The organism is Corynebacterium sp. UMB6689 (assembly GCF_030215295.1).
Classification (GTDB): domain Bacteria; phylum Actinomycetota; class Actinomycetes; order Mycobacteriales; family Mycobacteriaceae; genus Corynebacterium; species Corynebacterium aurimucosum.
This window is the reverse complement of the sequence record NZ_JASOLS010000040.1, coordinates 1-3,782: the sequence shown is the minus strand read 5'-3', so window position 1 is coordinate 3,782 and position 3,782 is coordinate 1. Positions and strand designations below refer to the sequence as shown.

The 3,782-nt window shown below is 54.2% G+C and carries 1 protein-coding gene and 2 pseudogenes; all 3 read right to left on the bottom strand.

Features of this window, described 5'->3' with window-relative positions; translation table 11 throughout:
• Positions 1–830, bottom strand: a pseudogene (locus tag QP363_RS12560) (hypothetical protein); the annotation flags it as partial.
• A gap of 545 nt (positions 831–1,375) precedes the next feature.
• Positions 1,376–2,722 (bottom strand): formate-dependent phosphoribosylglycinamide formyltransferase, encoded by a 1,347-nt coding sequence (gene purT, locus QP363_RS12555; protein ID WP_284764734.1) that lies wholly within the window; start codon positions 2,720–2,722, stop codon positions 1,376–1,378.
• A gap of 229 nt (positions 2,723–2,951) precedes the next feature.
• A pseudogene (locus tag QP363_RS12550) lies at positions 2,952–3,782 on the bottom strand (hypothetical protein); the annotation flags it as partial.

The following is a 3,782-nucleotide window of genomic DNA, read 5'->3' as shown; positions in this document are numbered from 1 at the left end:
CCAGCAACAACCTCAGTTGCACCATTGGCAAAGTCAGCATTCGTCGAAATCTTCGGCAAATCAGACTCATCACCAGGCAATCCAGGCTGATCTGGCGGCAACACAGTTTGACCAGCGCCAGACCTAGTGCCCGCAGGCTTAACAATCGTCAAGAAGTAACCTGATGGCTGCTTAGGTATCTCCGCGACTTTGTTAAAGCGCGGTCCACTAGGTGTTTCCGCCTTAACAATCTCTAAGCCTGTCAGCTCCTGAAATTCTTCCGGGGAACCCCTGAAACTGGGGTAGTGGTTTTGAGGATCGTTTCCAAGAATTGCATCTGCGGCAATGCTTCGGTCAATTTGAGTGTCACCAATAAATGCAATCAAATAGACCGAGTAAGTGACAGCTGCATGCAAATCCCCTGCCACAACCTTTTCCTGCCATTTCTTGGCAATGTTGATTACCGCATCATAATGCTCAGCAGGAACATCTGCCTTTACCGCATTGGTTTGAAGATAATCCACATTGATGTTCATTGGGTCGAGCCGTGTTGGCGACAAACACCATCCCCATCCAACATCATTGTTCTTACTACCCTGTGTGGTTGGCGCCGGTCCAGCCCACACAAGTGGATCTGTTACAGTCTTCTCATTTTCAGGCCCACCATTCAAAGTGAAGTTCGGCTTAAAGTCAGTAGGCTCAGCAGCCTCCGCCTTCATCCCAGGTACGGTGACCATGGCCGCAACTACTGCTATTGCCGTCAGCACAGCAGTAAAGACCATCCACCCCTCTCTGGAGATGTTCCTTAATTTACTCATTTTTCCCTTTTCGAACGATGCGAATGACTGCATGTTTTACTAAACAGCAGTTACGGTTTACTGAATCAATCTGAGGTCTGGACGTGGTTTTTACACCGCAACCTGCAAATCCCCTTAAGAGACTCACATATTCTTACAGTCCACTCAGGAGAATATCATCACTCACAGCTACCAGCAAGCCTGTTGATTGTTGTATAAAGTTCCCCTATGCGATCGTAAATCAACAATTCCGCTGGTATACGTGTATTATCCTTATACTTTTGGACATTTCTCGACAACCTGTTCGACATCATGTTGATACGTCACGTAGATTAGATTTTCTCACATTCCTATGCTTAATGTTTATTAAGCCTGAGCAGGGGCCACGGCTTAACGCGACCACACTTCTAAGCCCCTTCCGGGAGGGCGTAATCCACTGTCAACCCCAACCACAAAAGGACCATCCCCCGTCAGATGCGCCGCCTTGCATACGCAAAGTGGCCGCGCATATTGCACGGCCATCGCTCCCCCGTTCATCACCCCACTCCCCCGCGGGGCCGGGATATCATTCCGCCCTTTCTTAAAACGTCACTATTACTTTAATCATCGGCGGAGCGGGTTAATTTCGGATCAACGTCGACAACCGGTTCTGGGACCTCAATGACCTCAATATCGGAGACGGCAGTGGCGGTCGGCTCCACGGGCTGCGAGTCACCGTGAACGGTTCTATCAGCATTCGGCCCGACAGTGATCTTTCCCGCCGCCAGCGCCGCCCTGTCACGGGCGGTCTCAACGTCTTCGGCAGTCGTGGCCACCATGCCCATGCGGCGGCCGGCATAAGCCCACGGCTTACCAAACAAACGCACGTCCGTTTCCTCATAGGCAAGGGCAGCATCGAGGCCAGAGTAGGAGACGTCATCAAGCTCAGCGTCCGCGTGCAGAATAACCGCAGCACCGGGGCTGACCAACGTCACGTCGATGGGGAAGCCCAGAATCGCACGCACGTGCAGCTCAAACTCAGAGAAGCGCTGCGTATACCCAGTCAGCATGGCGGTATCCAAAGGACGCGGAGAGACGGAAGAGAAATACACCTCATCACCGGCCACGAAGAGTTCAACGCCGTAGACACCGCGCCCTCCCAATTCATTGGAGATACGCGCCGCAACGGAGCGTGCGTTCGCCAGGGCGTCTTCACTCATAGCCATCGGCTGCCACGACTCCACCAGATCTCCCTTCTCGTGGCGGTGACCAATGGGCTCACTGAACCAAGTAGCCATCTTGCCCGTAGCCGGGTCAATGGAGCGCACAGCAAGCAGCGTGACCTCATAATCAAAGTCAACGAAGCGCTCCACCACGACGCGCTTATACTCCGAGGACACGTGGCGCACCATGGACCAGGCCTCCTCCACGTCCTCTTCTTCCTTAAGAAGGATGTGTCCCTTCCCGGAGGTCGTAATATCCGGCTTCACGATGCACGGCAGCCCCAACTCCCCCACTGCCTCTTGCAGCTCCTCAGCAGACTCAGCAAAGCGATAGGCAGTGACGGGCAGGCCGATGCTTTCAGCTACCTCACGCACGCTCTCCCGACACTGCGTCAGCTCACAGGCCCGCGCCGACGGTACGACGGTGGTGCCGAATTCTTCAATACGCTTCAGCGCCTCCACCGCGACGGTTTCCACCTCTGGGACCACGTAGTCTGGCTTGATCTTCTCAGTCAGCTCCCACACCTTGTACGGGTCCCTAATGTCTGCGATGTAGCTAAAGTGCGCAAGCTGCTGCGCGGGTGCTCCTGCGTAGCGGTCCACGGCGTGAACCTCAAGCCCTAAGTTCTGAAAGGCAATTACCAACTGCTTGCCCAGCTCACCCGCTCCCAAGAGGAGCACCTTGGTGGCGTTTCCTGTCAGAGGGGTTCCGATCTGGCCTGCGATGTCGCCTACGGTAGTCATTCTCGAATTATCGCATACTTTTAGCACTGCATTGCTTGGCGACGTCCCCCCACCCCACCATCCCACTCCCACCGAACGGCTTCCCAACGCTTCGAGTCTTAGGATCACCAAGGCCCCCTTTCCCACCGCAGGGAAACGGTGGAAAAGGGGCCTGGTCTTTAGACTGACCTTCTATGTGTCAGCCGGCCACTTTGGGCCGACTGGCCCTCGGTATGCGTCAGTGTCTCTCTTACTTGGAGGAACCGTTAGAGGAACCTGCACCCGGCGCACAAGCATCAGCGATAAGGCCAATAGCCAGAGCACCAGCAGCAATCAGAGCCACAGCACCAGCAGCCTGCTGGTGATCAACACCGAAACGCTTCAGCTGCGCATCGATACCAGCCATCTTGCCAGCCAGCGGACCATTAAACACACCAGCCTGCTTCTGCAGCTGAGTATTCAGATCCCGAATCTGCTTGTTAATCGGAGCAACAAAGTCCGACAGACCCGGAATATTCATCTGCGAAGCCAGACCAACCGGAATCAGGAACAGCAGCGGGATACCAACACCCAAACCAGTGTTAATGCAACGCTCGTTCGGCTTCGAAGACAGATCCTTGCCCGGCTTAGCAGGCTTCTTGTTGTCATCGCGGCCCTTGTCGTGGCCCTCAACCGGAACCTCGATCTCAGCCTTGCCACCATCCAGATCCGGATCCTCAACAACTACATTGATAGGACCATCAACATCGGTACCCGGAGTAACAACAACATTGCCGTTCTCGTCAATCTCAACCGGGATATCCTTGCCATCCTCATCAGTAGCAGAAACCTTGGTGTCATCATCCGGGTTAGTGACCTTGATACCAGTGTCCTGCTCCTCATCAGTCGGATCAACCGGCTTCACACCAGAATCATCAACCGTGGTCTTATCGGACGCCTCAGAACCGTTGTCGTCGCGGTCCTTCTCGTGGCCGTTAACCTCAACCTCAATCTCAGTCTTACCGCCATCCAGATCCGGATCCTCAACAACTACATTGATAGGACCATCAACATCGGTACCCGGAGTAACAACAACATTGCC

Excerpts from the sequence above, each read along its gene's own strand:
- purT (WP_284764734.1), bottom strand. The coding sequence starts at position 2,722 with ATGACTACCGTAGGCGACATCGCAGGCCAGATCGGAACCCCTCTGACA.